Genomic DNA, 24,129 nt, shown 5'->3' with positions numbered 1-24,129 from the left:
TATAACATCATATATACGAACTTCGTAAATACCTCTCTTTTCAAACAATATCCGAACTACATATAATATAACCCATATTAATCCATCTGCGAAGTCACAAACATACTCAAAAAAAGCAGCCCCCGTGAACTGTCCCATATGTTAGCCATAACTAACATGTAGGATGCAGTTTAACATTTGGGCTGCTCTTTCTTCACTCAACAATAGAAGAATTACGGATAACCTTTAGTGATCAACCTTTGCTCCCCTTCACCTAAAACATTTACTTCGCTCCGCTACTCCACACCACGCGCTCGCTCATCGCTTTATGCTGTGCAATCAGGCAGAGTTCTGCCGCTTTGAATGCATGTTCTTGTGTCATGGCTGTCTCGGTGCGATCCAAACAATCGCGAATGAGCTGACCGAAGAACGGATAACCGACCTTGCCTTTTACATTGTAGCGGTACTCCCCTTCATGATTGACCAGGTACACCTGATCCCCCTGAGATTCCCTTGCGATGTCAATATACTTCCGCAACTCGATATAACCGTCCGTTCCCAGAATAACTGTACGCCCATCGCCCCATGTGCCCAGACCATCCGGTGTGAACCAGTCCACTCGGAAGTAACCGGACGCTCCGTTGTCACCAATCAGAGAAGCTTCGCCGAAGTCTTCCAGTTCCGGGAACTGTGGGTGATTGAAGTTATGCACACGACTGAACCCTACCTCCGCGTCTGTACATGAGGCAAACGTCAGAAATTGTTCGATCTGGTGACTCCCGATATCACAGAGAATGCCGCCATACTGCTCATGCTTGAAGAACCAGTCGGGTCTTCCTCCTGCATTTAAGCGATGTGGTCCCGTTCCCATAACCTGAACTACTTTGCCGATTGCCCCTTGTTCGATGAGCTGCCCCGCATAGATCGCACTTTCTACATGCAGTCGTTCACTGTAATACACCATGTACTTTTTGCCTGTTCGCTTCACTTCTTCTCGTGCAAGCTTTAATTGCTCCAGCGTAGTAAACGGTGCTTTGTCTGTAAAATAATCCTTGCCTGCGGCCAGAACTCTCATACCAAGCGGTGCACGATCTGAAGTGATCGCTGCACTTGCCACCAATAACACCTCATCATCTGCAAGCACTTCGGCTTCAGATCCAGCAACTTGAGCCTGTGGGAACTGCTTCTGAAATGCCGCTACCTTCGCCGGGTCCGGATCATACACCCACTTGAGGGTAGCTCCAGCCTCCAACAATCCCCCAACCATGCCGTAGATGTGTCCATGATCCAGCGCAACAGCAGCAATCGTGAACTCACCCGGGCCACATACGACCTCTTTTGTAACACTTTTTGGTGCATAGAACATCCCGTCTTTAGCCATGTCATCCCATCCTTATTATAAAATGTTGATTACAATGAACTCGTCTTATATATCAAATCATCTTCATTTAAACGTCTGACTCAGATCAGCAGGTTGACTGCCACTGAATGCCTTGTCTTTCTTCGTCGTTGATCCAGCAATGCGTTCCTGCAGATGCTCATAGAACAGATCCTCATCGATCGGCAGATCCACCCAGTTATCCGTCCAGGTAGACAGCAGCATAGCGTTTGATAACGTTAATCCGTGTATACCATCCTCACCAGGAGCAATAAGGGGTGCGCCTGTACGAATCGCATCAACCCAGTTGCGAATCAGACCCGGATGCCCCGTTTCCACACCGGTAATCGGAATCTCACATTTCCAACATTCAGGCTGTCCAAAACCTCCGGTAAACCGCTGGTTGAATTCAGGCTCAGATTCCCGAAGTCGCCAGAACGTCAGCTTTCCATCTTCGATTACGATTTTCCCTCGATCTCCGTTAACCTCAAATCGGTTCGTACCTGGCGCTTCCCCAGTAGTCGTTACGAAGACACCTGTTGCGCCATTTTCATACTCCACATAAGCCGTTACATCATCTTCCACTTCAATATTCCGATACTTGCCAAACGAACAGAAAGCACGCATTCGCACCGGCATCATGCCGATGGTCCACTGCCACAGATCCAGTTGGTGCGGGTCCTGGTTAATCAGTACACCGCCACCTTCCCCTGCCCAAGTTGCCCGCCAGCCGCCGGAATCATAGTAACTCTGGGATCGGTACCAGTTCGTAATAATCCAGTTGGTACGCCGTACCTCTCCCAGTTCCCCCGAAGCAATCAAGTCTCTCAGCTTGATGTAGAGTGGATTGGTCCGCTGGTTGTACATCATGGAAAAGACTTTGCCGCTGGCTGTTGCAGCTTCATTCATCTTGCGCACCTGTTTCGTGTATACGCCAGCTGGCTTCTCGATCATGACATGCAAGCCATGCTGGAAAGCCTGAATAGCCTGCTCCGGATGGTCATAGTGCGGCGTTGCAATAATAACCGCATCAATCGTACCCGAAGCCATCATCTGCTCTGCATCCTGCCAATAGGTGACCGTAGCCGGAAGATGACTGTATACCCAGCTCTCCATCTCTCTTCTTACATCACATACGGCGACCAGTTCTGCACCTGGTACTTCTCCGGCCACCAATGTTCTGGCATGTGATGCTCCCATATTTCCAATACCAATCACGGCTACTCGTACGATACTCATGCCTGCTCCCCCTCTTCCACACGACGCTTAATTTCAGTGAATACATCTGCAAAATGCTGTAACATCGCCTTGGAGTCCAAGGCACCACTAAAGTCCTCAATTCCGTAGTATCCGTCATATCCAACGGCTCTCAGATCCCGGAACATCTGTACCCAATCCACCATGCCTTCAGTCAACGGTGTCCAGTGACATTTCCAAGGTGTATTCAGACTCATTTCGTTGCTCTTTTCAGTCACATTAGCCTTTTGCATATCATTCGCTTCTGCTTCAAACCACCCGGCATTCTTCACATGCACATGAGCCAGATACGGACCTAGCAACTCAAGTCCCATCCGATGATTCTCGTATCCTTCATGCACCATATTGCCCGGATCGTACAATACACCAACATGCTGCGGGTCCAGCGATTGCACCAGTCGATAGGCCAGCGAAGCTGTCGGTGCAATCGTCTGATGATGCGTCTCTACAAGGGCCTTGATCTTGTACTGTTTGGCTAGATCCTGTACTTCACTCAGATAATGAACGGCTTTACGATACAACTCAGGATAACTGGTCTTGCGATCATATCCGGGAACACCAACACGCATCATCGAAGCTCCTAACCCTGCTGCAGCCTGAAACGCCTGCTCTGTAGCAGACAGATCACCACAATTCAGATACGGTACGAGTGCAATGGATCTTCTACCTTGGCTTACCGCCGCTTCACGGAAAACAGGAATCTGTTCCTCCCAGCGACTCGGATCTACCGAGCATCGATTATTTCTCCAGTAAGAAGGTTCCTCGGATATCGCATACTCAGGAATTCCGCGAAAACGCCACTCGATTCCATCGATCCCGGCTGCTGCTGCAGCTGATGCCAACTCTTCTGCATTCAAATCTGGGGTAGCTACGGTGAATACAGACAATTTCATCTATGTTCCATCTCCTTATGTAAACGTATTCAATTCATGTCGTAAAGGCATTGTATCACCACACTGAACGTGACCATAGGGGAAAACGCCAACAGATGAATGACAGATAACGAACAGAGCACATTCCCCATTCAGAGATAACTTCCAAGAGAATGATGTGATCAAAAATCAAAAAAGACATCCTTGGAACAGATTTCAATTCTGTTCAAAGATGCCTTGTACAATAATTATATATAGGATGTTTGATGAAAAGGTTCCCTATCAGTTATCCAGTCGCGACTTCAGAAGCTGGGTATTCTGGTACTTGTACTCTTCCGACTTGCAACCAGCGCATATCTCTCTAATCCCGATCAAAGAACACGTGTTCAGCCTGTATTTTCCCCTGATCTATAGTCATGATGCCAAATGAGTATTGCTTCTGAAAACGCCGATCCGTAGGCGACCCCGGATTAAATACCAGTGTGTTGTCCACGGTATGCATCACCGGGATATGTGAGTGTCCGTAGATCACAGCATCCACATGCTGGCCTGCAAAGGTATGAATTGCATTCTGCTCCGTACCCTTTGATCCCAGATGACCGTGCACAAGCCCCAGACGAATTCCTTCCACCTCAACAATACGGGAATATCCCAGTTTTTCAGCGATTTCGGACGGGTCCGTATTACCAGCTACACCTTCAACTGGTGCATACTCACTAAGCAATGGGTATACGCTCCAATCCGACCAGTCACCAGCATGAAGAATGAGATCGGCACTGGACAGTACCTCAAGGAGCCTAGCCGGTAATTTCTGTGATTTACGTGAACAATGCGTGTCAGAGATTACTACAATTTTCATATAACAACCCACCTTTCCTTTAAGAGGTCGTTCAAAAAGTTCGCTTTTGATTACGAAGGATGCCTAATCGCATCGCAGCATCGAATATGGAATTCAGCCGAAATAAGCATATGCTTACGAAGGTTGTTTCCTACGGAAACATTGTAGTTGCTCACGTAGTTTCCTACGCTCCGCTACTCCATTTCTAGCTTCATCCCATCTTCTCGGTACTGAAAACCACCCTTTTTGAACATGCACTTTAAGTCTTTATTGCAATCTATTCTGTCTGTGATGGAACAGCTTGCATCTGGGAACTGGAACGTTCCATATCTTCGAGTGTAATGGATGCAAAGAACTGCTCTACCTTCTCCTCGGCAACCTGATACAGATTGGTCAGCAAGCTGTCAATATGCAAGCCCACTTCACAATCCGGGTTACAATTGCCGTGAATCGGGAACAATGGGCCTTCGTCCTTGGCAGCCTGATAGATCATGGCTAATGTGATTTCACTTGATGGCTTCGCTAAGTAGAAGCCTCTTGTTCCAGGAGAGGAGTTCACCAATCCTGCCTTTTTCAGCCCGCCCAGAATACGTCTGACGACGACAGGGTTGGTATTCACGCTACCTGCAATATGTGCAGACGTGATTCGTTCAGGCGCGCTGAGTGACAATAACAACAAACAATGCACACTGACCGAAAAATGAGTACTCATGATTAACCACCTTTATTTGATATAATCCAAGACATGCTGACCTTATTCAGAGAACAGATCCTTCTTTTATTCAGAAAACAGATCCTTTTCAGGACGTGCTCTGATCTTGAGCTGTCGCACACTGTATTCCAGTTGTTTCACAATATCATCCAGCTGTTTGCGATCAATCTTGGTCGGATCTTCCACCGGTTTCGCGGACGACTTGAGATCACGGATCGTTAACTGCTGTTCTTGCCATTTGTCCATCAGATCTGCAATATTGGCATAGAAACGTTCGTAATCTTTGATGACCAGATCAAGATAAGCATCTACCTCATCCGGATCATAACCACGAAGTTTATAATTAAATTGTTTTTCATGAATCGATAACGCATCTAGCTGCACACCCAATTGTTTGAACAATTGTCTCTGTTTATCCAATCTTCGTTTCATATGTTCATCCATATTGACAACCTCCATTATAAGCCAAGCCGTGGTTCTATTTCCTGTAAAGAACATACGGCATTTTCTCTCTCTATTTTTTATAACACATAATCCGTCAGATATAAAATGATACAGCCCTATTCCTTACGAAATGATTGCTTTTCATCCAATTCGGGTAAAGACTCACTACACCCCACAACGGGAAAGGAGCATGTCCTTATGAGTACATTAACTAAAGATCAACGCCAAGAACTGAAAAACGCCCTTTTGGAGCAACGTGAAAACTTGCAGCGTCATTTTGAATCCAGCATGGAAGACGGTGCTCCAGTCGAGTCGCTGAAAGATTCAACCGGTGAGCTGTCCTCCTATGATAATCATCCGGCAGATGCCGGTACAGAAACATTTGAACGTAGCCGTGATCTGGCAATTGACGATACATTAACAGACGAATTCAATCAAGTGAACGACGCATTGGAACGTATGGAGCAAGGTACATATGGAACCTGTGTAACGTGCGGAGAAGATATCCCCTTCGAACGACTTGAGGCTATCCCTTATACCGCTTACTGTATTGATGACACGCCTAACCGGGAGATAAGCAACGATCGGCCCGTTGAAGAGGAAGTAATGACCATGCCTCCAAGTGGTGCGGGAGAAGGAAGACAGCAGCGGGCCGGCAAGTTCGACAACGCAGATGCCTGGGAAGCGGTCGAAGAATATGGTACATCCAACTCCCCCGCAACCGCAGCCAAACGTGATGTGAAGGGCTATGATGAGAACATGTAACATCGTTATGAACTGAAACGGTAAGCGTCAAAATTAAATTGAATTCAATAGGCTGCTCCACCCGTAGCCATCCTCATCACGCATCAAAAAGCCGCCAATGGCGGCTTTTTCTAGTTTTCTCCAATGTAGTCACACACGTGTTGCCGTTACTTACTTCCAACAAAATCACTGAACACTTTCCGTCCGCTTATTCTTCCGACTCATTACCAGATGATGCAGATTCCTGCCGTTTCGAAACAGATCCAGATGATTTCCCAGTTGATTTGGCCTTACCTGACGCAGCTTTTTTTTTCTCTTTTGCATCTGCTGTCTTGGAAACAGGTGTCTGCATTATAGGTTTAGAAAGGGCAGAAAATAACTGAAACACCTCATGTTCCCCTTGTTGATTCTCCTTCGTTGTATAGGGTTCACAGAGTTTTATGATGTTTTTATACAACTGCTCTACTTCCTCACGGGTTGCATACAGCGTCATGTCCGAGAGAAACATCCGATCTTCGTTTTCCGCCTGATGCATGAACCGCTGACGACTCTGTTCGAACATCTCATTTAATAATTTGAGGGTTTCAGACCGAAACACCTGTTTCAGTGGTGAATTTTCATTGTCTTCATCTTCATGACGGAGATGGATCTCTCCGGTGAATGGTTCGTAGTATTTTGCGATAATCCCATTAATCTCACGCGTGGAAACGATCGTCAGTAGACCAATTTTCTCCAGCTTTTTTACATGATAGTGAACTTTGGCTGGCACCTCACCCATCTGGTCGGCGATCTCTTTGACAGTGGATGGTCTGCCCTGCTTGTTAAACATATTCATAATCTGTATCCGATACGGATCGGAGTAGATTTTAATTTCTTCAATGGTTGAAAGAACCTTGTGCTCCATTCCTGTATCCTCATTTCCGGGGTACCTGTTGTCCATCAATGTCTCTATTATACCGCTCCGTCTGGGCTTCGGTCAAAACGAGCCGGAAATGAATGGATACAGAAAATCAGCAAATGATTGCTTCTGAATATACTTCACAGAGCACTTCGAAAACTTTTGCTAAATAACAGCATACCTGCGGACATGGCAAGCATAATACCGAAGACGATAAACAGAACAGGCATGCTCATCCAATCTGCAAGTGCTCCCGAAGCCAGGCTTCCAAGGGGGGCGACACTCACGACGAGCATACTCTGTAGAGCATACACTCTGCCCAGCATTTCGGAAGGGGTAACTTCCATCAGATACGTCGCCAGCGGGGTCGTAGCCAGTGGAATACCCAATCCCATCAGAAGACAAAAGACTGCTGCAACAGGCAGTTGGAAGGACGTCATATAAGCCGGGAGTGCCGTCATGGCATAACTGAGACCCAACATAACAACACCACTGATGACCAGAACACTTTTACGATAATTGGCACCCCTTTGCGTCATCCACACCCCACCAAGCACCATGCCTCCTACCATCAGTCCACTGAGCAGACTTAATCCCCCGGCGCCAGCATGCAACGTTTCAATCACATAGGGTGTACGGAGCACATTGAACGGCATCAGGCAGAAATTAACGAAGGCAAACAAGATGGAGACAATTAATAATAAGGCATGTTTACGGAGAAAATAAAAAGCTTCCGCCATTTCGGAGAATATACTACGTTTTTCGGATGGAACAGAATTCATATCAGATGATGTCTTATCTTCATTGTTAGCAGATTTTGAATCTTCAGGGTAGCCAACTCGACTCATTATTAAAGCACTAAGCGCAAACAACCCCGCATCAATCAGGATCGTCCAGGCAATTCCTATTGAAGCAATAAGAGTACCAGCTACTGCAAGTCCTGCGAGTTCGGCCACTCGGGTTGCGGAAGAGGACATGGCATTCCCCGAAAGCAGCATCGATTGGGGAAGCAATCGGGGAACACTGGACACTTCCGCAGGAGTAGTGAAGCATTCCAGCAAAGAATTCAGAATCGTGATGACAAACAGATGCCAGACTTCGAGTTGCCCCAGTCCAAACAGCAGCGCTGTAATACCCACGAACAACCCCCGGCCGGTATTGGTGATCACAATCACTTTTTTGAGAGACATGCGATCTACCAAAGCCCCGGCAAACAGACCCAGAAAGATACTGGGCAAGAAATTTACCGCCAGCAATGTACCCATCAGCACTTTTGAACCGGTCAAAATGTACACCATCCAACTGTAGGCAATCGAATCAATGGAATCACCAAATCGGGATACAACTTTACTAAGCATAAACTGCATATAAGGCTTGATTCGTATTAATTCCCCTATACCTTGCTTGCCTACGGCTGTGCTATCATTCATGAACTTCCACTCCCTAACGTTAAAATATTTTTCATGTTAATTTTATTTTAACGTAAGTTATGCAGAAATCAATACCTTCGTGAAAATAATTTTAACGATAAGTAAGTAAAGTAAAATCTCGCTCTACTTTCAGATGATTCGTAATCAACACAAAGACTTTTTGAACAACCTTTTCGAACAACCTCCTATAACACAAAAAAACAGACCACATGTGGTCTGCTCGGCTGGACGGATTATATTTGAACTGCCTTTATTTGCTGCCTACTTCTCAACACGCAATTGAAATCCAGGCTGTTCAGCCTGTACCTCCAACATCAAATCACGTACCCGGCCTGCTTCATTCCCCAGTCGTTCTTCGCTGATTCGGTAGTTGGTCCATCTTAACTCTAGTGGAAGTTCAACCGTACCCGTCAGGCAATCCCATAGAGCGTCGAGATTACCCCCATAAAAATCCGGCAGCTTCAACTTATCCTTTAATTGCTGATGAAGTTCAGCGCTACTAGCAAAATCTTCTCCATCCAGAATCACGGTGTTCATGGCTGCTCCTTCCTCTACTTCATGCGTGTAAATGATGCATAGTGATCTGTCGTTTTGTAGATGAGTCCATCATTGGAGTACACAATCCGATCCGAATTACGGAAGCCGGAAGTATAGTTAATATCCGCTTCGCGCCATGTACGTCCACTTGCTGAAGGCAGAAGCCCCTCCCGATTGCCAAATACGTCTCCGCCGATACTTTTCCCAGGAGCCACTACTGCCAAGTTTCCTTGTGAAGCTACCCAGCCGAGTCCTGTTGCTTGTGATTTGGTAATAAAGTTACATGGCAACGTTCCGTTTGCACTCAAATAATTTGCTACACCCGTAAACGTATTGATGATGGTACATGTTGCAGCAGATGCCTTCTGCTGTCCGACTGGAGTGAACTGTGAACCTGTGAGGAAAACAAACGTTAACAACAATGCCAGTAATGCGGTGGATATCAACTTTTTCATCAATCCGGCCTCCCGATCCTTCAAAGTAGATGAACGTTGTCACGATATGCATCCTGCAAGCTGTAACTTTTCTAGTTGTGCCTTCTGCTAGATTATGTAAACGAGTCATCTCATGACTATTTATATCACATCAATTTGGTAGAAATATAAAATTCAGACGATTAAATTGTAAAATATTATAATTGTAACATTTTAAGACAGAAAAAAGACTCTCATCCCTGAAGATGGAGTCTGCATTTACCAGTATGTGTAAATTGACTTGACTTAATCTAATCGATCAGCTGCACACGTTGACGAGTTCGAGCCGATTCCAGGCATGCATCAATAACGCGCATGTTTTGAATGGTATTTTCCGGACTGAAAGGTAGAGCTGCTCCATCAAGTACAGCCGTTGCAAATGTCTCTACCTGAAGCACATAGGAATTCGACACCGATACACGCTCCTCACGGCTGACCGAATCGGTGTGCACAATAATCTGAGGTGGAATATCACTGTTCTCCCAGCCGAACACTTTTGGCAGTTCAATCCGCCCTTCCGTCCCGAGAATCTCCATCTCCGCTCGACCTGAAGCCCACATGCCACAGTCAAAAGTTAAGGCTACCGAATTCGGAAATTCTACCAGTCCCGACGCCATCATATCCACGCCATCATGCTCGTCCGAGAATAGAGCGTGTACGGTCACCGCTTCCGGTTCCTGTCCCAGATACATCCGGGCTGCCGAGATCGGATACACGCCAAGATCGAATAATGATCCGCCGCCCATCTCTCTTTTGAACCTTACATTTTCCTTGTCATCAGCGGTATTACACGTAAAGTTACCATGGATGGCTCTAACGATACCAATCTCCCCACTAGCTATAATCTCTTGCACACGTCTATGCTTGGGATGATATCGATACATAATCGCTTCTGCAAAAAGAACACCATGCTGCTCACACGCCTCAACCATTTCTGCCGATTCATCTGCATTCAGGGCTGCTGGTTTCTCACACAACACGTGTTTGCCAGCCTGTGCCGCTTTGATGGTCCATTCTTTGTGCATATGGTTAGGCAAAGGAATATAGACGGCTTCGATATCTGGATCAGCGATGAGCTCTTCATAACTGCCATATGATCTGGCAATGCCGAGTTCCTCGGCAAGGGTATCCGCCTTTTCTTTGCTGCGGCTGGCAATCGCCAACACCTCACCACGTTCGGACTGCTGGATTGCCGGAATGACTGCATTTTTGGCAATGGTTGACGTACCGAGTACACCCCACTGTAACTGTCTGTTCATGCTCATCTTCCTTTCGTACCGTAATTGTCCTCTTCTGCCTTGTGTAACATGCCGAGACAACGATCCAAATCCGTTTTGACCTGTTTCTTGTATAACTCAGCTTTTTCCGCACCATCATCCGTGAAATGATATAAAACGATTTCCTGAAAATCGACCTTAGGATCATTACCTTTCAGCTTCTTCGTGCGATAAAATACCCCCTGCTGTACCAATTCATGCAGTGCCCGATATACCTCGCTCTGGGGTGGAACATAACCGTAGTCTTTGAATTCCTGCTTCATCGCCTCCAGCATCTCGTAACCATACCCCCTGTGCTGTTCAACCATCGTAATTAGATACAGCTTGATAAATGCCCGCTGTGCAATCATAAAAGCCACGTTCATTCCCCTCCTGTCAGAACCTATATATCTAGTATTATAAAACTTATGTTCGGGTTCTGCCATCTTTCTCCGCTTTGCCTCCCTTTTATCCACCTTCAAAGAAGGTGAGAAAGAAATCGTGTGAATACGGGTTAGCCTGAGGTAGCACGGAAAAAGATTTTCTGTTGTGAATTTTTCATGTATTGAAATTTTAAATATTATTGGAAAGTTTGTTTTATTTCAGGAACTCAGCGAGTCGTTCGATCGAATTTTAAAATTTTAATCATAAGACTGTGCAGAGGCTGTTACATCTGTACATCTGTACTCCTGAATCCTGTATCCTGCATACCTGAATCCTGTGTAGCCAATCCTGAATTCCTATACCGGCATTGACCCTGTACAATCCTGTACAGTTGTGATTCTGTTATGAATTTTTCATATGTTGATGGATTCATTTGTTGCGGGCAGGCTTGGGGACAGTTCCCACAATCCATTTGCCCCAACTTATGCGCGAGATGAGCCATGTCAGCACACAGGATAATGTAAGAGCCAACAACCAGGTAATGATCATTCGAACGACAGGGTTCAAGCCCATAGCAACATAGAACAACTCATCCGGAATGTAGCTGTACCGCAGCATCAACATATGCATCAGATAACCGCCATACGATACACCACCAATCCATCCCAGCAATCGTGTAGCCCTGAGGTTATGCAGTTTCCCGGCCAGCTGGTACATGACCATAATGGAAGCGATCAGAAAGAGTGCCATATCAGGGCGGATCAAGCTGACTGTGTAGAATGTAATTTTGATTCCTTCCGGCTTCTGAAACTCCAGCATTAATAAGTAAGTAAACCGCAGACCCAGAACAATAAACACTGTCCAGTATATCCAGCGCAATCGATGAATCCATTCATTCCAATGCTGGACGGATAACCCCGCGGCTGCACCTAGCACAAAATAAATAAAAAAATAGAGGAAATTGCGGTCTGCATACGTTGTAAAAGCATCTGTCAGCACCGGGATATTCAGCCGTTCCATGAATTTGGCGATGTTACCTAATTGATCTGCAAGCACCAGATACACCACGCCAGAAATCAATAATGCGATCATACGCCCCTTGGCCTCATATCGGTTATATACATAACGAATTGCACGTAAGAAGAGCGGAAATAACAGATAAAACTGGATCAACATAATGATGTACCAAAAGTGTGAAGTCGTTTTGCCAGTAATCAACTTCAGGCCTAGGTCCGGGATGTCATTCCATCCAAATCCTGTCCAGCCACGCGGTGCAAGTGTAAAATAAATGAATGACCAGATCAGATAAGGTACGATGACGTCGTTTACTCTTTTTCTCATGAACTGGCCATAGTGCAGCTTGTCTCCCGTGTTATAAAACAGTACCATCCCTGTTATGAATATGAATAAAGGAACTGCAAATTTGGAGAGCATCAGCAGTATGGCCAGTAACACGCCATCCTCCAGTCTCGTTTCCGGGACCAGAGAGTAATGTGCGATGGAATGCTGGAGAACGACCGCTCCAAAGGCAATTCCCCTTAAGCTCTCTATTTCTGTAATTCGTTCTTTGCGAGGCATACATTCAGCCATCCTTTCTTGGTTTTGCGATAAAAACAAAGTACAATGAAGCCGTATATTTAATGAACGGAGTTGATTCACATTTCTTTAACAGACAAAGACGTAACCACTACTGACTCCAAGTATGTCCAACAACATCTGGCTAACGAGCGAACTTTTCTGGCCTGGGTACGCACGGGTATTGCCATGGCGGGCATTGGCTTTCTTGCTGCCGGATTTGGCTTCAATTCGTCGGCGTATGATCAACTTGCTCATGTTGCGGCGATTATTACCGGTATCACTTCTCTGATTGGCGGCATATCCATCATTGTGTACTCGGCAGCAGCGTATCATCGGAAGCGTACACAAATCAATGAACAGACGTTTCAGGCATCGACCGGATTAATCCGGTTTCTTACCATGATGCTACTGGTGATTGGACTCGCTTTGGCTGTACTGTTATATGTATTGTTATTCCCTGCTTGACTGGGTAAAAACACCATCCGACATTATTGACACCGACCCATATGCAACACAGGGACAAAAGCCGGCTTCCCTTAAGGAAACCGGCTAATGACCATCTGGTGGATCATATATGTCATTCCATTTTGCAGATAGTAAGTCATTAGATTCTATTTCATATCAACTCAATGCGGCAAGATTACAGGAATGTATTGTTGCCCAATCGTGCTGCTTTGGTTTGGGCTTCCAGTCTGCGTTCTTCCATATCGAGATCCGGACGTTCAGCAGGAACATCTGTACGATGAGCTTGCGCTCTGTCCCGATTAAGTTGGCTGTTGCTGCTAAACACATCGTACACATCGGTGTCCCGATCCGTAGAGTCTACGAGCAGCAGGATTTTACCATTCTGTACATACTCCTCATACTGTTTAGCGTCCTCTTCCGGAATACCGAGACCGACCAGCCCCCCCACCAATCCTCCAGCTCCCGCACCTACAGCTGCACCGGTAAATGCTGCTGCGATAGGGCCTGCGGCCAGAATCGGTCCTATACCGGGTATGGCTAGTGCACCAATACCTGCAAGCAGACCGGCTACGCCACCAAGTACACCACCTGTTGCTGCACCAGCAGCCACACCCTCAGGGGCTTTTGTACCTGTCTCTTCCCGAATCGCCTTCAATTCATCCCGATCTTGCGTAACAACCGAGATCTCGTCTGAAGTGAATCCTTGTGCCTTCAAACCCTCGATAGCCTGCGATGCTTCACGTTCTGTATTAAACACACCTACGATTTTCTTTTGCATAATGAATCCCTCCTCATCTGATTGAGTGGTTCGTTATGTTATTACCCGCCTTCGTTTCTTTCAAACGCTTGCAAGTCAATATCGTATGTGTTAATAGCAATGAATTGCTGAGGTTCATTCCTTTTTATTCCCTCATTATGGTGTGTCTTCAAACTCAGGCATGTGATACATTGTCAGGCATGCTCTACGTTGAAGGACGTGGGCGTCCAAAACAGCTTGAAGTACAGGCTGGCTGATCCTGGCGAATTGTCCAGAAGATTTTCTAAGGAACCGAGGACGTCTTATTTAGCCTTCGGGTCCTCCTTTTATTTTGTAAGGAACATGAGACACGTTATTTACCAAAATTACCTGACAAACCCGTTGTAAACGGCTGGTTATTCAAATATAGCGTGTTTCAGATTCCTTAGATTACTGAGGGCGCTTCAAATCGCTGAATAAGACGTCACAGGTTCGTTAGCGCTCCGCTCCATGGTTCTGCTCCAGACACGTGTCGTTGATATCTGAAAAAACGAAATAATTAATCTATTTCCCCCGCGGTTTAGCCCGATTTGTGGCGACCGCTTCAAGTGGATTATCCGGCCAGTAATGCTTCGGATAGCGACCTTTCAGATCTTTTTTGACATCAAAGTACGTCTCTCGCCAGAAATTGGCCAAATCTCGTGTGACCTGTACAGGTCGCTGAGCCGGCGATAACAAGTGGATGGTCAACGGGACTCGCCCACCCGCTATACGCGGTGTCTCCTGTTGTCCAAACATCTCCTGTAATCTTACCGCCAGCGCAGGGTCCTCTGGACGACTGTAGTCCACAGGAATACGTGAACCACTGGGCACCTGTATATGCGTCGGCGCTTCATCGTCCAGTTGTTGTCGTTGCGTCCAGCTCAATCCACCCAGTAATACATCATGCATCGACAATCTCTTGAGGTCAGCTGCCGAACGCATGCCTGTCAGATAAGGGGTAAGATGTTCTGCCAACTCTTCTGTCAGATCATCTTCAATCAGGTCAGGCCACTCAGGTAGATGGAGATGCAAGAACCGTAGCCTGTCCGCAAGTTGTCTGGATGTTTTTGTCCAGGGCAGACAATCCAGCCCTTCCATTCGAATTCCGGTTAATAGTGCTTCCAGCACCTGATCTTCAGGCGGCTGTGCAATACTGCTCTCTTTAATCACAAGGGCTCCAATACGAAGTCTCTTATGTGCGCGCACGCTGCGAGTATTGGAATCCCAAGCCACTTGCACTTCATTGTGCAGCAAGTGCTGACCTGCCTGCAACAAGGTCTGCTCCTGCAACGGCGCAGCCAGCAGGATACGTGCATCTGCGCCCTGGTCGTCTGCTTCGGCTGCGACCAGATACGCTGAACGGCTCAGCGATTCTGTCGCTGCGAGCCGTACGCCGCGACCGCTGCTCAGCAGATAGCGGCCGTCCTCCCGGCGTTGCCCGATCCGGTCCGGATAGGCGAAGGACAGCAGCAATCCGCAGCTGTCCTCATCCGGCTGCACCGGATCGGCCGCCGGGCCGAGCGCCGAGCGCAGCTGGCGGCTCTCCTGGAGCATGCGCCGCACGGCCGCGCCGTCTGCGACAGCCGCTGCCGCTTGCGGCATATTGCTGCTGTCAGCGGTCAGCAGCGCCTCTACGCGCGGGCGGAGGTCCGTGCCCGCGCCTGCACTGCCACTGCTGCGGAGGCCGGCAGGCTCCTGCAGCAGTGCCGCCAGCATGCTGGCGTAGCTGGCCAGCCCAAGCTCCGCTGCGCGGAGCAGCATGCTGGCCAGTCGCGGATGCACGCCAAGCGTGTTCATCCGCCGCCCGAAGGGCGTGATGCGGCCTGCGTCGTCCAGGCCGCCCAGCTGGCGCAGCAACGCCTGTGCCTGGCCGTAGGCGGCGTCAGGCGGGGTGTCCAGCCATTGCAGCTCTGCTGGGGACTGGACACCCCAGACGGCAAGCTCCAGCGCCAGCGGCGCAAGATCCGCGGAAGTGATCTCCGGGCGAGCTGCCTCAGGCAGCCCCCCATGAACCTCTTCGCTCCATAGCCGGTAACACACCCCCGGGGCAATTCGCCCCGCACGACCCCTCCGTTGGTCGGCTGACGCCTTGGACACCGGCAGGGTGACAAGCCGGCTCATGCCCGTTCGCGGCGAGAATGCCGATGCACGACTCAGCCCTGCGTCTACCACAATCTTAACTCCAGCGAGTGTGAGACTGGATTCCGCAATGGAGGTGGACAGCACCACTTTGCGCGTACCCTCAGCCGCCGGACGTATGGCCTCATCCTGTTGTTCCACCGGCATACTGCCATACAGGGAATGAACTTTCACATGTCCAGGAAGAGATCCATTTGATAACTCCCGCTCTGTACGGTGTATCTCTCTAGCCCCTGGAAGGAAAACAAGCACGTCCCCCTCCTGTTCGACTAATGCCTTGGTCACCGTCTGAGCCGTGAATTGTTCCAGCGGCATAGCTGCTGGTCTCGGCACATATCGTGTTTCCACCGGAAACGTGCGTCCCGGACAGTGAATTGATTTTGTACCTTCGCCAAGCAATGCACAGACGGGAACAGGATCAAGGGTAGCCGACATGACCAACAGTTTCAGATCTGGACGTAACATCGCTCGCGACTCCAATGTAAGGGCCAAGCCCAAGTCCCCGTGTAGATGCCGCTCATGGAATTCATCGAATATAATCATTGCCGTATCTTCAAGACCCTGGTCCTGCTGCAACATCCGGGTCAATACCCCTTCCGTCACCACTTCAATGCGTGTCCCCTGACTCACCCGGGTATCCATGCGTACACGATATCCTACAGTCTGACCCGCTTTTTCCCCAAGCGTAGCCGCCAGTCTCGACGCAGCCGAACGCGCGGCCAGCCTCCGGGGTTCCAGCATTATGATTTTCCGTCCCGCAACCCACGGTTCTTCCAGCAAAGCCAGCGGTACAACAGTTGTTTTTCCCGCTCCTGGCTCTGCAATTAACACACCTGTATCTTGATCCCGAAATAACTGTTTTAACTCAGGAATAACCTCTTGTATCGGTAACTCTATATGCATATGATCGCTCCTATTGAATGTACCTACTGCTCTTCAATATCTCTATTCGAATGTTAGCATTATAACAAAAAAAGCCGTTCCAGAGGAACGACTATCGCAGACACACCCTAAGACACGCCTTAGCAAAAATGAAATTTATCCAGAATGCTCACTTAGCTGAGCAATGATTCTGCACCATCAATCACGATCTCTGCTCCGGTAATATGTCTGGATTCGGACGATGCAAGGAAGCTTACCAGATCGGCAACATGTTCCGGCTGACCCGGCCCGTCCGCAAGCGGTTGCTGTCCTTCCGGGAACTCCATCGGAATAATGATCTGTTGCAGATCATCCGTTTTGACCGTACTTTGATCGATATTTGTCGCAATCGCTCCTGGGCAGATCACGTTCACACGTATCTTGAACTTCGCCAGCTCAAGTGCAGCCATCTTGGCAAAAGCAACCTGTCCTGCCTTGGACGTGCTGTACGCCGACATGCCAAAGCTTGAGAAACGTTGATTGCCATTAATCGAACTCGTGATGATGATACTGCCGCCACCCCGTTTTTTCACGTGAGGCAATGCATATTTAATCGTGAAAAATGTACCATTCAGGTTGGTTGTAATAATCTGCTGCCAATCCTCAACCTGAATCTCCTCAATGGGTGCCGAGACACCGTTAATGCCCGCATTGGCAAAAACAATATCCAAACCGCCGAATAACTCAACGGTTTCCAGTACAGCCTTTTCCACACGTGCCGGGTCGGAAATGTCTACATCAAATGCTCTTGCCGCACCGGGGTGCAGCGCATTAATCTCTGCTTCCGTTTCCGAGATCCGATCATTCACCAGATCAAACAATGCAACATGTGCACCCTCTTTAGCCAGCTTGACCGCAGTGGCTTTCCCAATCCCGGAGCCTGCTCCGGTAATAATCGCAACCTTGCCTTGGAACCGTGACTTGCCGTTATGCTGTGTCATTATCCATCCCACTCCTTCATTTTAGCAATTATGTAAGAATGTACGTTCAAGCTCAAAGTCAATTCTTCACAAGATTACCCAAAAAGAGTGTCTTTTAAATCAACACCAGCAAGTTTTTTCACCATTGAGCTACACCAACGTCACAGCAACTTCAGGATCGGTCCACAACTTTATAACTGGCACTCACCATTCCAGCTCAATGAAAGCGGCATCATCTTCAAGTCCGCCGGTATGTGTAGCATCCAGCAATACCTGAATGTGTTCATCCGGGACATAGGCTTGTATGGCATCCAGGTCGTTCAGTCCATCCGTATATAACTGGAGCCGCAGCGAATCACCTGCTGAACCTTTTGTCTCATAGATGTGCGGTTTACCTCCAACGGGACCTTCGAGTGTAGACCAACGCTCATTTGTCTTGCAGTGAGTCTGAAATAATTCAGACTGTTCCTGACCATTACGCCACAGGCGAATACGGGAATCTCCTTGCCACGCAAGCCACACCCGACTTTTGCGGCCGCCTCCCGTGAGCTCGATCCGTCCACATACATACATGGCCTGACTGCCCCGACTTCGCTTTTCCATCAACACTTCACGCAGCAACAAAGGGGAACTTTCCAGTGGCTGTAATTTCTCCAATTGCTCAGATGCAGGAAGGGTTAGATCATGGAGAAGACGCTCAACACCCTCTACCGTTGTGTGTTGCGTTGTTTCCAACCAATCCAGCAAAGCATTCCCTAGAAAACGCGCTGCAAAATCGCCCAGGTAACTCATGCCTACCCCATCACACAAAACAAAATTGCAAATATTCCCTTTCATACGCACCGCAGCAAAGTCCTGTCCGGTATCTCCCTGATGTACCGTCTCAGCCGCTCTGCCATAACCATATCTGCACTTGAATGTGCCCTGATAGCGAGTTAGCGGCTGTTCCCCGGTCTGTACACTCACATAGCGAAAGTTGCCATGCCGTTGCTCGGCATGGCCCCCCTTATCTCCAGCAGACAATGTTGCCAAACGCATCGCTCTCATGATTCCCCTCCTATCTCACAGGCGTAGCAGCGGACATCTGGAACCCGATTGATACCAATTCTGCACATGTACCTGGCAGCATCATGAGTGCACCGGGTGCAAGCAAATAATCAGCTTCAACAAGCATTTCCCGATAACTTTCGGGCAGGACGGATGACATATTCCGCAGCTTCTCTCCATGCTCATCCTGTAGATTTGTTTCCGAAGAGATTCCCTTCCATCTTCTAGGTTCAGCAATTGGTCCTTCCAGCAGATGATCCGATATAAAAATATTCTCCACCAGTACATTGCCGTCAGGTACACTCATGCCCATGATTCTTTTCGCAATGGGCTCAGGATCTTCACCTGTGGCTACCCCATCGGTCATATGGCACACAAGTGGTGCAGGACAATCCTGCATATTCGGAATTTCGGCCTGCAGAATCTTTTCCGCCTGCAGGAAAGCCTTCGCAGAATCTGAAAACCGTTTCGGTGTCAAGTCAGGCAGAGAACCAACGGCAGCGATCTCGTCAATTCCTTTGATACCGTTCAACAAGTCATATACATCATCGCTGTAAGCTAATATGGCTATACGATAGCGAGGTGTCAGACGATTTCCCTTTGTAGAGCGAAACACCATTTGGCGGATCGCGAGAGATAGGGCATCATAGACGACGTCAATCCGTCGACGATTTTCCAGAACCATGTTCATGGAGGCGCTAATATCAATTAAATATATAATAAGTGCAGGTGTACGCTGTGATGCTTGAATCGTGTAGTTCATCTAGGGTGAGTCACCTCCATCATTCACATTAATTTACAAGGTTGTTCAAAAAGTCCGCTTTTGATTACGAAGGATGCCTTCAGGCATCATCAGCATCGAATATGAAATTCAGCCGAAATGTCCGTTGCTCACGTAGTTTTCCCTACGCTCCGCTACTCCATTTCTAGCTTCATCCCATCTTCTCGGTACTGAAAACCGTCCTTTTTGAACACGTACTATAAGTTGGGCAACGTGTAGCTGTTGTTGCTCAGGAATTTGTTAATGGCACTCATTCGAGCGGCCACTTTGCCGACACCTTTGAAATAGGAAGCATCGGTATTGTAAAGATTTTTGAAATCACGGGCATATGCTTCCGCATTTTCAATTTTTCTGCCTTTTTGCGCGTTATACGTCTTATTATAATGAGCAATCAGCGTGACCACATTCTGGGCACGTTTTTTCTTCAGAGCTGCTTTCTGAGCAATCTCCTGTTGACGTTTAACTTCAGCTGCCGCTTTACGCTCCGCTTCCTGTTTTGCAAGCTTGGCATCATTCTCTTTTTTCCAGACCAGATAAGCTTCATATTTTGCCTGTTTATCGTACTTCTCCTGCTGCGCTCTCTTAGCGGCTTCTTTCTTCTGCTGCTCCTGCTTCACCAGATAGGCCTCATATTTCGCCTGTTTGTCGTACTTGGCTTGTAACGCCTTACGTTCTTCTTCTTTTTTCTTTGCTTCCGCTTCCTTCTGCTTGGCTTCAGCGAGCTTTTTCTTTTCCTCTGCGTCCAGTTTTGCAGCATCTGCGGCCTTTTGCTTCTCTTGTTCTTCCTGTTGTTTGAGCGCAGCTGCCTTTGCTGCTTCAGCCTCTTCCGCAGCTTTGATCTCTGCCAGTCGTGTGGCTTCCTGCTGTTCTTTCTGTTTCACCTCTGCCTGATCGGCGAGTATTTTAACCGTTGGCACGCCACCTGCCAGCAATAGAATAAGCACAGCGGAGGAAATCATGAACTTTTTGGATCTGTAGAATGGCACAGGTACAGGTTTGTCTGTGTCTTCTTTTGGATTAAGCTTGGCATCCAGTTCCTTGATTGCAGCCTCAACTTCCATCTGCATCGCGCTGTTATGAGGGATAAAATGATAAAGCGAGCGGTACACTTCCAGTGCTGCAGCCGGTTTATCTTCATCCTCCAGGGCTCTTGCTTGCAGGAACAGACGGTTCACAACCGCTTCCTGATCGGGAGATTGCGGCGTTTGAGGACGGTTCCCGTCTTGCGTATTCACCGGTTCACTTACTGGTTCTGAGCTCTTTTTCAGATTCACATCAGCTGCTTCGGACGGATTGGCAGTTTCTTCTTCCGATGTCACAGCAGCCGCCGCATTGGCCTGATCCACGTCTACCGCAGCCAATGCAACATACCACTCACCAAACGTCGGACAGCTGCTCAGATCGTGACTTTCCCAAGCTCGAATGAACAGATCTGACAGTTTGGAACCCCAACGCTTCTCAAGGGACTCCCGCATCGCATAATACCGTTCACTCACTGTTTGCATTTCATGCTGGTCAAAATAACTTTCGCCCCACGCTTTCTCTACAATCACAGGGTCCGACCAGCTTAACATTTCAGCAATAATAACAGCTCCGGCAAATCGGTCAGCATATGAACTCCACAAACCGCTGTGCACTGTTCGATGGGCTGCATAACCGGGTGACCCGGCAAGCAGGGCATCCGGACGATCCATTTTGGAACCGTACATCTGCTCGACATCCACAAGTTCTACCGCAGACGTCTTCCCCAGGTTCTCCACTTCGGAAAAAAACGGAATCATTACATTGGGAGCGGACATATCGCAATGAGCCAGTCCACGTTGTTCCATAGCCGAACCTGTTCCAGCAAGCGCTCTGGCCAGCTTCAGGCTCTCTTCAGCCGTCAACTGTCTCTGATCACTGATCACATCGAACCAGGTCTGACCTTGCACCCATGGCATCAACACCGCATATAACAGATCGGGATGTTTTCCAATGAGCGCTCCGTTTCTTTCCGGAGTGAGCACATCACGCTTGCATACCTGCAAACCTGGCAGTTCACTGTAAGACTCCATATGTTCAGACTGATACACCATAGCTGGAATACGGAATTTAGGAAAAAATACTTTTAGTGCTTTGGCCCCATGAATGGAACCATTACGGGGTATCAACTGATAAACAATCCCCTGCCTTCCGGCTTGGGCATAAGCCAGACCCGGCGCAGCCGGATGTTGCCCAATCGTATAGGCAATGTCGTTAATCACCACTTCATCCCCGGGATTTGGTTGAAAAGACATGCTTATCCCTCTCTCTGTCCTAGTGTCATAGTTGCAGCAAAAACCGGGTGTTGTGACAACGCCCGGTTTTTGCTGTAGTTGTACATCTTCAGCTTGCTATCCACCTATAATTCAGGACGAATTCAGACTTCACATCGGCCTGATCTATGTAAAGCAGATTAACGAGCTTGGTCAGCTGTACGGAATTTGTTAGCAATAGCTGTAAGTTCAGCGCTGATGCTGTTCAGCGTTTGAACGAATGATTGCATTTGTTTGCTAGCTTCTTGGAACTCTTGGAAGAAGCGTTGCTTTGTCATACCTTCCCATTGTCCTTCCATGCTTGTGATGGATTGAGTCAATGTAGATACGATTTGCTGACTTTGCTCACCGCTTTGTTTAAATTGGTTGGAAACCTGATCAAGCTGCTCTGGGGTAACTAAAATACGTCCTGCCATTTGTAAATTCCTCCTTGGTTTGTGCAATTAAATTTTTACTTGTTCAAATTGTACTATACCAGGATCGATCGGACAAAAGCCGAAGGACCTAATCCTATTTACCCCATTTTCAGTACTTGAAACTTCTCCTAACAGCCTATTTACAAAAAAAGATTCACTTCCTGCTGTTACTTTTATTCATGCTGTTCAGGAAACCACAGGCTCGGACCCTCTTCTTCCCCGAAAGGAAGGATCTGTGAATCTCCATGCTACAGGCTCAGGCTGCATAGCCTGCACCAGTGTAGCCGGGGAGCCATCAGGCGGAGCGGCATCCTGAACACGATATACGGCCGCCATTGCGGAAAGGGGATCGGATACTACAGCTACAGTTGCAGAATGTGCAGGCATGATTTCTCCTGTACGATTGTTCTGAAGAACATTCAGCATATTGACCGCATTACCATAGGCTGTGTTCACATGACTCAGCACGGAACGATACTCCATGTCTGCCTGCTGGAATAACAACGCTTTGCGTCCCAGCTGTACGCTTAAGTCCATTAATCGACGCAGCGCATCCTCGCCCAGTCGTTTACTGTGATTCCATTCATTCATCACCGCTGCGCGGGATTCTACCTCCCACTCCAGCGAATGAATCGCCTGATCCAACACTGTCATCTTTTGCTGTATTTGCTCCGCTGCATACTGAATCTGCTTGCTCAGTGCCCGAAGCACATCCGGTTCCACACGAATGCGCATTTACCATCACCTTTCCTCTTCCCCTGCAGGCTGTTTAAGCCAGTCCAGCAGCATCTCGTGAAACTGTTCTCTAGTCGTTAGTGCTGCAACAAGCCAATCATCTGAAGCCGCAGTGCTCATCCGGAACAACCAGTTGGATACCGCACTTGCAGCAAATGCTGCCGACTGCGACTTCCACCCGTCTTCATTCCATACAAGCAACCTGAGCTCCCCGTCTGACTCCTTACCCACCAGACAGCGTGCCAGTGCTAGTGAGCCCTCAGGATCACTTGTCTCCTGTTCGAGTTCCGCTGCTACGGTCTGTACTCCGCTGTTTTCGAGCTCATTCATGACATCATAAAATTTTTTCTTGGAGCACATTAGGGCCGGTTTCTCCGCAGGAGAATGGCCGCTCCATTTCATCCGCTCTATCAGAACATCAATGGCTTCACGAACACTTCCCAGATCGCTGAGCCGGAACGAGTCCGGTACTTCGTCAACACGGGAAACTTCAACGACCCGCTCATCCGTGCAATGGATATAACTCTCATACGACTTGCCGTTGATCGTGTAGCGAATCCAACAAGCTCTGTCAGACAATCCGGCAATGGCTACCCTGGAGAAAACGGTCGGTGTCATGATCAGCTCATCGGTATCCTGATCCCGAATCAGATATCCTTTGTCAAGCAGGGAGGTTTTGACACGCTCCCACTCCATCGCGATATCCTCCGCCATATAGCCGCGAAACGGATCTTCCACACCAAGCAGTCGGTCTGAACCGAGAATACCAGCTAGGAAAAAAAGTTCCTTTGTTTGCAACGTGACTACCTTTTGCTTAGAATCATGAACCGTCAACATTATGAGCCACCTCCCC

Annotated in this window: 24 protein-coding genes; 2 read left to right on the top strand and 22 right to left on the bottom strand. The window is 48.0% G+C overall.

The window, feature by feature from the left end; translation table 11 throughout:
- Positions 1–262: 262 nt before the first annotated feature.
- The 6 genes from NZ043_RS21115 to NZ043_RS21090 form a co-directional block, all read right to left on the bottom strand.
- Positions 263–1,360, bottom strand: a complete 1,098-nt coding sequence (locus tag NZ043_RS21115; RefSeq protein WP_124114132.1) for a Gfo/Idh/MocA family oxidoreductase — start codon at positions 1,358–1,360, stop codon at positions 263–265.
- A gap of 63 nt (positions 1,361–1,423) precedes the next feature.
- Entirely contained in the window at positions 1,424–2,596 is a 1,173-nt protein-coding gene (locus NZ043_RS21110; protein ID WP_339309153.1) for a Gfo/Idh/MocA family oxidoreductase, read from the bottom strand.
- A complete protein-coding gene (locus NZ043_RS21105; protein WP_133384363.1) occupies positions 2,593–3,507 on the bottom strand; it encodes a sugar phosphate isomerase/epimerase family protein in 915 nt (304 codons plus the stop codon). The genes NZ043_RS21110 and NZ043_RS21105 overlap by 4 nt, the downstream gene beginning before the upstream one ends.
- A 340-nt stretch (positions 3,508–3,847) precedes the next feature.
- Positions 3,848–4,345 carry a metallophosphoesterase gene (locus NZ043_RS21100; RefSeq protein WP_091031741.1) on the bottom strand — a complete coding sequence of 166 codons (498 nt, stop codon included), beginning with the start codon at positions 4,343–4,345 and terminating at the stop codon, positions 3,848–3,850.
- A 256-nt stretch (positions 4,346–4,601) separates the two neighbouring features.
- Positions 4,602–5,036, bottom strand: a complete 435-nt coding sequence (locus tag NZ043_RS21095; RefSeq protein ID WP_091031743.1) for an Rrf2 family transcriptional regulator — start codon at positions 5,034–5,036, stop codon at positions 4,602–4,604.
- A gap of 66 nt (positions 5,037–5,102) precedes the next feature.
- Positions 5,103–5,480, bottom strand: coding sequence for a DivIVA domain-containing protein (locus NZ043_RS21090; protein ID WP_017689054.1), 378 nt, complete (start codon positions 5,478–5,480; stop codon positions 5,103–5,105).
- 198 nt (positions 5,481–5,678) lie between these two features.
- On the opposite strand from NZ043_RS21090, the gene NZ043_RS21085 reads away from it, so the two are divergent.
- Positions 5,679–6,245 (top strand): TraR/DksA C4-type zinc finger protein, encoded by a 567-nt coding sequence (locus NZ043_RS21085; RefSeq protein WP_091031745.1) that lies wholly within the window; start codon positions 5,679–5,681, stop codon positions 6,243–6,245.
- Positions 6,246–6,432: 187 nt separating this feature from the next.
- On the opposite strand, the gene NZ043_RS21080 is transcribed toward NZ043_RS21085, so the two are convergent.
- From NZ043_RS21080 to NZ043_RS21050, 7 genes are all read right to left on the bottom strand, one after another.
- Positions 6,433–7,128 carry a helix-turn-helix domain-containing protein gene (locus NZ043_RS21080; protein ID WP_091031747.1) on the bottom strand — a complete coding sequence of 232 codons (696 nt, stop codon included), beginning with the start codon at positions 7,126–7,128 and terminating at the stop codon, positions 6,433–6,435.
- 134 nt (positions 7,129–7,262) lie between these two features.
- A complete protein-coding gene (locus NZ043_RS21075) occupies positions 7,263–8,552 on the bottom strand; it encodes an MFS transporter (protein WP_091031750.1) in 1,290 nt (429 codons plus the stop codon).
- Positions 8,553–8,813: 261 nt separating this feature from the next.
- Positions 8,814–9,089 carry a barstar family protein gene (locus tag NZ043_RS21070; protein ID WP_339309152.1) on the bottom strand — a complete coding sequence of 92 codons (276 nt, stop codon included), beginning with the start codon at positions 9,087–9,089 and terminating at the stop codon, positions 8,814–8,816.
- Positions 9,090–9,103: 14 nt separating this feature from the next.
- A complete protein-coding gene (locus tag NZ043_RS21065) occupies positions 9,104–9,544 on the bottom strand; it encodes a ribonuclease (protein WP_091031755.1) in 441 nt (146 codons plus the stop codon).
- Between the two features lie 269 nt (positions 9,545–9,813).
- Positions 9,814–10,821 (bottom strand): Gfo/Idh/MocA family oxidoreductase, encoded by a 1,008-nt coding sequence (locus NZ043_RS21060; RefSeq protein WP_339309151.1) that lies wholly within the window; start codon positions 10,819–10,821, stop codon positions 9,814–9,816.
- Between the two features lie 2 nt (positions 10,822–10,823).
- Positions 10,824–11,198 carry a helix-turn-helix transcriptional regulator gene (locus NZ043_RS21055; RefSeq protein WP_036609188.1) on the bottom strand — a complete coding sequence of 125 codons (375 nt, stop codon included), beginning with the start codon at positions 11,196–11,198 and terminating at the stop codon, positions 10,824–10,826.
- Positions 11,199–11,631: 433 nt separating this feature from the next.
- Positions 11,632–12,780 (bottom strand): acyltransferase, encoded by a 1,149-nt coding sequence (locus NZ043_RS21050; RefSeq protein ID WP_339309150.1) that lies wholly within the window; start codon positions 12,778–12,780, stop codon positions 11,632–11,634.
- A gap of 72 nt (positions 12,781–12,852) precedes the next feature.
- Here NZ043_RS21050 and NZ043_RS21045 point away from each other — a divergent pair, with 72 nt between their 5' ends.
- Positions 12,853–13,245, top strand: a complete 393-nt coding sequence (locus tag NZ043_RS21045; protein WP_289392078.1) for a DUF202 domain-containing protein — start codon at positions 12,853–12,855, stop codon at positions 13,243–13,245.
- Between the two features lie 175 nt (positions 13,246–13,420).
- On the opposite strand, the gene NZ043_RS21040 is transcribed toward NZ043_RS21045, so the two are convergent.
- The 9 genes from NZ043_RS21040 to NZ043_RS21000 all read right to left on the bottom strand — a co-directional run bounded on the left by NZ043_RS21040 (position 13,421) and on the right by NZ043_RS21000 (position 24,113).
- Positions 13,421–14,023 carry a general stress protein gene (locus tag NZ043_RS21040; protein WP_339309149.1) on the bottom strand — a complete coding sequence of 201 codons (603 nt, stop codon included), beginning with the start codon at positions 14,021–14,023 and terminating at the stop codon, positions 13,421–13,423.
- 522 nt (positions 14,024–14,545) lie between these two features.
- A complete protein-coding gene (hrpB, locus tag NZ043_RS21035) occupies positions 14,546–17,065 on the bottom strand; it encodes an ATP-dependent helicase HrpB (protein ID WP_339309148.1) in 2,520 nt (839 codons plus the stop codon).
- A gap of 152 nt (positions 17,066–17,217) precedes the next feature.
- Positions 17,218–18,024, bottom strand: a complete 807-nt coding sequence (locus NZ043_RS21030) for an SDR family NAD(P)-dependent oxidoreductase (protein WP_017689067.1) — start codon at positions 18,022–18,024, stop codon at positions 17,218–17,220.
- A 183-nt stretch (positions 18,025–18,207) separates the two neighbouring features.
- Complete coding sequence (locus tag NZ043_RS21025) at positions 18,208–19,050, bottom strand: hypothetical protein (RefSeq protein ID WP_076208839.1); 843 nt, start codon at positions 19,048–19,050, stop codon at positions 18,208–18,210.
- A gap of 10 nt (positions 19,051–19,060) precedes the next feature.
- The gene (locus tag NZ043_RS21020) at positions 19,061–19,813 is read right to left on the bottom strand and encodes a vWA domain-containing protein (RefSeq protein ID WP_076330724.1); all 753 of its coding nucleotides are present in this window, start codon (positions 19,811–19,813) and stop codon (positions 19,061–19,063) included.
- Between the two features lie 215 nt (positions 19,814–20,028).
- Positions 20,029–22,107: a hypothetical protein gene (locus NZ043_RS21015; RefSeq protein ID WP_339309147.1), complete on the bottom strand. Its 2,079-nt coding sequence runs from the start codon at positions 22,105–22,107 to the stop codon at positions 20,029–20,031.
- 158 nt (positions 22,108–22,265) lie between these two features.
- On the bottom strand, positions 22,266–22,541 hold the full coding sequence (locus NZ043_RS21010) for a WXG100 family type VII secretion target (RefSeq protein WP_017689071.1): 276 nt from the start codon (positions 22,539–22,541) through the stop codon (positions 22,266–22,268).
- Between the two features lie 186 nt (positions 22,542–22,727).
- The gene (locus NZ043_RS21005) at positions 22,728–23,276 is read right to left on the bottom strand and encodes a WXG100 family type VII secretion target (protein WP_339309146.1); all 549 of its coding nucleotides are present in this window, start codon (positions 23,274–23,276) and stop codon (positions 22,728–22,730) included.
- Positions 23,277–23,282: 6 nt separating this feature from the next.
- A complete protein-coding gene (locus tag NZ043_RS21000; RefSeq protein ID WP_339309145.1) occupies positions 23,283–24,113 on the bottom strand; it encodes a hypothetical protein in 831 nt (276 codons plus the stop codon).
- Positions 24,114–24,129: the final 16 nt, after the last annotated feature.

This window comes from Paenibacillus sp. FSL k6-2145 (assembly GCF_037976585.1).
In the GTDB taxonomy this organism is placed as follows: domain Bacteria; phylum Bacillota; class Bacilli; order Paenibacillales; family Paenibacillaceae; genus Paenibacillus.
Note: the sequence above shows the minus strand (reverse complement) of the source record. Positions and strands in the feature narration are given on the sequence as shown.

What these genes read in the sequence shown, in the direction of transcription:
- NZ043_RS21115 (WP_124114132.1), bottom strand. Translation starts at nt 1,360, where the DNA reads ATGGCTAAAGACGGGATGTTCTATGCACCAAAAAGTGTTACAAAAGAG.
- NZ043_RS21110 (WP_339309153.1), bottom strand. Translation starts at nt 2,596, where the DNA reads ATGAGTATCGTACGAGTAGCCGTGATTGGTATTGGAAATATGGGAGCA.
- NZ043_RS21105 (WP_133384363.1), bottom strand. Translation starts at nt 3,507, where the DNA reads ATGAAATTGTCTGTATTCACCGTAGCTACCCCAGATTTGAATGCAGAA.
- NZ043_RS21100 (WP_091031741.1), bottom strand. Translation starts at nt 4,345, where the DNA reads ATGAAAATTGTAGTAATCTCTGACACGCATTGTTCACGTAAATCACAG.
- NZ043_RS21095 (WP_091031743.1), bottom strand. Translation starts at nt 5,036, where the DNA reads ATGAGTACTCATTTTTCGGTCAGTGTGCATTGTTTGTTGTTATTGTCA.
- NZ043_RS21090 (WP_017689054.1), bottom strand. Translation starts at nt 5,480, where the DNA reads ATGGATGAACATATGAAACGAAGATTGGATAAACAGAGACAATTGTTC.
- NZ043_RS21085 (WP_091031745.1), top strand. Translation starts at nt 5,679, where the DNA reads ATGAGTACATTAACTAAAGATCAACGCCAAGAACTGAAAAACGCCCTT.
- NZ043_RS21080 (WP_091031747.1), bottom strand. Translation starts at nt 7,128, where the DNA reads ATGGAGCACAAGGTTCTTTCAACCATTGAAGAAATTAAAATCTACTCC.
- NZ043_RS21075 (WP_091031750.1), bottom strand. Translation starts at nt 8,552, where the DNA reads ATGAATGATAGCACAGCCGTAGGCAAGCAAGGTATAGGGGAATTAATA.
- NZ043_RS21070 (WP_339309152.1), bottom strand. Translation starts at nt 9,089, where the DNA reads ATGAACACCGTGATTCTGGATGGAGAAGATTTTGCTAGTAGCGCTGAA.
- NZ043_RS21065 (WP_091031755.1), bottom strand. Translation starts at nt 9,544, where the DNA reads ATGAAAAAGTTGATATCCACCGCATTACTGGCATTGTTGTTAACGTTT.
- NZ043_RS21060 (WP_339309151.1), bottom strand. Translation starts at nt 10,821, where the DNA reads ATGAACAGACAGTTACAGTGGGGTGTACTCGGTACGTCAACCATTGCC.
- NZ043_RS21050 (WP_339309150.1), bottom strand. Translation starts at nt 12,780, where the DNA reads ATGCCTCGCAAAGAACGAATTACAGAAATAGAGAGCTTAAGGGGAATT.
- NZ043_RS21040 (WP_339309149.1), bottom strand. Translation starts at nt 14,023, where the DNA reads ATGCAAAAGAAAATCGTAGGTGTGTTTAATACAGAACGTGAAGCATCG.
- hrpB (WP_339309148.1), bottom strand. Translation starts at nt 17,065, where the DNA reads ATGCATATAGAGTTACCGATACAAGAGGTTATTCCTGAGTTAAAACAG.
- NZ043_RS21030 (WP_017689067.1), bottom strand. Translation starts at nt 18,024, where the DNA reads ATGACACAGCATAACGGCAAGTCACGGTTCCAAGGCAAGGTTGCGATT.
- NZ043_RS21025 (WP_076208839.1), bottom strand. Translation starts at nt 19,050, where the DNA reads ATGAGAGCGATGCGTTTGGCAACATTGTCTGCTGGAGATAAGGGGGGC.
- NZ043_RS21020 (WP_076330724.1), bottom strand. Translation starts at nt 19,813, where the DNA reads ATGAACTACACGATTCAAGCATCACAGCGTACACCTGCACTTATTATA.
- NZ043_RS21015 (WP_339309147.1), bottom strand. Translation starts at nt 22,107, where the DNA reads ATGTCTTTTCAACCAAATCCCGGGGATGAAGTGGTGATTAACGACATT.
- NZ043_RS21010 (WP_017689071.1), bottom strand. Translation starts at nt 22,541, where the DNA reads ATGGCAGGACGTATTTTAGTTACCCCAGAGCAGCTTGATCAGGTTTCC.
- NZ043_RS21005 (WP_339309146.1), bottom strand. Translation starts at nt 23,276, where the DNA reads ATGCGCATTCGTGTGGAACCGGATGTGCTTCGGGCACTGAGCAAGCAG.
- NZ043_RS21000 (WP_339309145.1), bottom strand. Translation starts at nt 24,113, where the DNA reads ATGTTGACGGTTCATGATTCTAAGCAAAAGGTAGTCACGTTGCAAACA.